The organism is Candidatus Nitrosopumilus sp., assembly GCF_029882185.1.
GTDB lineage: Archaea > Thermoproteota > Nitrososphaeria > Nitrososphaerales > Nitrosopumilaceae > Nitrosopumilus.
On record NZ_JAOULD010000088.1, the window covers coordinates 1 to 2,952 of the forward strand.

Genomic DNA, 2,952 nt, shown 5'->3' on the forward strand with positions numbered 1-2,952 from the left:
AATCCAATGTGGATCCAAAAATGGGTAATCTGGAAATTCAGGTACGGAATATACACTTGATTTTGTCAAATTGTTGTATTCGGTTGGGGCTTTCCAATACTCTCCTCTAAAATGAACATCAGTGAAATTTTTTGCTATGCCTACATTGTGTGCAATGTCTACTGCCTCTCCTCCTGCAACATTAATCAGAAATTTTGCTTTGATCTCATGTTCTCCATTTAATGTAATTGACCACTTGCCATTTTCTTTTTTTATTTTTGTTACTTTTGTGTCTAGAAGAAACTTTGTTCCTTCATTCTTACTGTCTTTCATTATTGCATCTGTGAATATGGAATAATCTGTAGATGCATCTCTGTATACACAAAGTGCAGATTCACATTTTATTTCAGGTTCTATTTTTTTAAATTCTTCTTTGTCAATCAGTTTGATGTCTTTTTCTTCCAGCCCGTTTTGCTTTCCCCATTTGAGATATTTCTCAAGTACTTTGATTCCTTTTTTATCTACAGCAACTTCGATTACTCCGTCTTTTTTAAACGGCAATTCTCTTAATTTTGCATATTCTTCCCACATTTCATAACCATGAAAAGCAGCTTTTGCAAACAGTTTTTTCTTTTCTGGATTGTACAGGTATGGAGCGTGAACTTTTCCTGTGTTTCTTCCACTAGTATGAAATGCAACTTTGTGAGCTTGCTCAATTACTGCAATTTTTTTTGATTTGTTTAACGCTGTTAGAAAATATGATAATGAAGTTCCTAGAATTCCTCCTCCGATAATTACTATGTCAAAATTATGTACCACGACTTTTCATTGTTAGTTGGTTTTCCTTGATAATAAATCAAATCTGTAACAATCAAGATTAATATCCAATAAAATCTCAATTCTTCTTATGTTACCTGATAAATGTTCAGTGAAGGAAGATGGAAAAGCATGTGTGAATCCTCCTGAATTTATTGTATCTATCATTTCAGGAAATGATGAATATATGGTAGGCTTGACTTGTCATAAGCATAAACAAATTGTATCCGGAAAAATAGGCATTTTGCAAAATGAAGGTAAGATGCATGATGGAAAAGTTAGTTTTTCACCTGTAAAGGCAGTGGGCACTGACTGTGTTCATGGTGATTCTGATGATTTTGTTCAAATTGACATGAATCGCTCAAAAAACTGAAATAACTTCAATTTCAATGTTTTGTGATGCTTTTAGAATTATTATCTGATTTAGTCAATATCGATGACGTACTGCTAATTGTAAAAAATAGTGGTGCTGTAAGTGAGATTCGAAGTCCACTCAGCATCAGACAAAAAGAAAAATGGATTACTATTGGTGATAATGATGGTCCTGTACATCTTCATGTTAATTCAGAACTGATAAAATCTGCAGAGTTTATAGAGGAAGAAAAACCAGAACGTAAAAGCTTTAGTGTTCATTTCCTTGATGAACATGGAGACAGAATCATGGCGGTATTTTTCACAAAAATGTATGATGATTCTAAACATCTAATTCCTAAAAGACAAATAATTTACGATCAATTAAAACAAAAATTTACTTCTAAAATTCAATTTTAAAAAAAACCTTGCCTGAAAAAGACAAGGAAAAAATCTTTTATTCCTGAGACTCTTTCTTTTTCTTATCTTTTTCAGTTTGTAGTTTAGCTAACTCTAATTCTTCATTTGTATGCTTGAATTTTTTCATTCTGATTTTATGTCATGATTTAGATATAAAAACTGCACATGTTCCTAGAGTCTAATCTATGCGTGAAAGTCAATACCCTACAGAGTAGATTGGCTTTTTTCCTTCTATTCCAAGATCTAGATTTTTTACCGTAATTTCTGCCATTTTGGCTCTTGTCTCTATTGACGAGCTTCCTATGTGGGGAGCAAGTACAATATTTGATAATTCTACAAAAGGATGTTTTTTACTGATTGGCTCTGACTCAAACACATCTAATCCTGCACCTGCGATAACTTTTTTCTTCAAAGCAATGGCAAGATCTTTTTCATTTATCACTTTTCCCCTTGACGTATTGATTAGAAATGCAGTTTTTTTCATTTTTGTCAAAATTTCCATATCAAATAACTTGTCTGTTTCTTTTGTATGGGGTACATGGATTGAAACAAAATCACTTTCTGTAATTAGTTTTTCAAACGAAACAAACTTTGCATTCAGTGATTTTTCTTTAGATTTTGAAACATGTTTTCTATTGTGGTATACTATTCTCATATCAAATGCCTTTGCTCTTTTAGCCAGTGTGCTTCCAATTCTGCCCAATCCTAAAATCCCTAATGTCTTGCCCTGAAGATCTACACCTACATAATCAAATGCACCAAAGATTTCCCTCCATTTCCCACTTCGAATAATTCTGTCTCCTTCTGAAACTCTTCTTGAGATATCTAGTAACAATGAAAATGCAAGGTCTGCTGTTGCATCTGTTAGCACATCTGGTGTGTATCCTACACGAATTTTCTTTTTCTTGGCATATTCTGTATCTATATGATCAAATCCTACACTGTAGGTACTTATCACTTTAAGATTTTCGGCACAATCAATAATCTCTCTGTCTATTTTATCATATGGAAAACATACGAGTCCGTCAATATCTTTAATCTTTGATCGCAACTTTGTTTTCGGCATGGGGATTTTACCCGAATGAATTTCAATCTGGTATCTCTTTTTCAATTCTTTTAGTGCAAAATCGTGCAAAGTTCTTGTCAGAAAGACTTTTTTCATCAGTCTTGACATTCATCTCAAACCATTTATACGATTTCTTTGTAATTCTTGCATGTCTTCTAAAGTTGAAGAAGAGGAAGAATTTGCTATTTGTGTAGAATGTGGAAATTCGATTGAAAAATGTGTCTGTGTATGTCCTTATTGTGGTGAACGTGATAAATGTGAGTGTGCATTGTTTGATGCAGCCACTGGTGGTTAGAAGAAATGAACTATCATACTATTAA

Annotated in this window: 5 protein-coding genes; 3 read left to right on the plus strand and 2 right to left on the minus strand. The window is 33.0% G+C overall.

All coding sequences use genetic code 11. The features are described 5' to 3' along the window. Positions 1-798, minus strand: a 798-nt coding sequence (locus OEW78_RS10320) for an FAD-dependent oxidoreductase (RefSeq protein WP_300327207.1), incomplete at its 3' end; no start/stop codon positions are given. Between the two features lie 88 nt (positions 799-886). Between OEW78_RS10320 and OEW78_RS10325 the strand changes: the two genes are divergently transcribed. Both OEW78_RS10325 and OEW78_RS10330 read left to right on the plus strand, forming a co-directional pair. Next, positions 887-1,168 carry a hypothetical protein gene (locus tag OEW78_RS10325; protein ID WP_300327208.1) on the plus strand — a complete coding sequence of 94 codons (282 nt, stop codon included), beginning with the start codon at positions 887-889 and terminating at the stop codon, positions 1,166-1,168. A gap of 26 nt (positions 1,169-1,194) precedes the next feature. Then, the gene (locus tag OEW78_RS10330; RefSeq protein ID WP_300327209.1) at positions 1,195-1,566 is read left to right on the plus strand and encodes a ChuX/HutX family heme-like substrate-binding protein; all 372 of its coding nucleotides are present in this window, start codon (positions 1,195-1,197) and stop codon (positions 1,564-1,566) included. A gap of 196 nt (positions 1,567-1,762) precedes the next feature. Here OEW78_RS10330 and OEW78_RS10335 read toward each other — a convergent pair whose 3' ends face one another. Continuing rightward, entirely contained in the window at positions 1,763-2,731 is a 969-nt protein-coding gene (locus tag OEW78_RS10335; protein ID WP_366523068.1) for a D-glycerate dehydrogenase, read from the minus strand. A 49-nt stretch (positions 2,732-2,780) separates the two neighbouring features. On the opposite strand from OEW78_RS10335, the gene OEW78_RS10340 reads away from it, so the two are divergent. Then, complete coding sequence (locus OEW78_RS10340; protein ID WP_008301345.1) at positions 2,781-2,927, plus strand: hypothetical protein; 147 nt, start codon at positions 2,781-2,783, stop codon at positions 2,925-2,927. Positions 2,928-2,952: the final 25 nt, after the last annotated feature.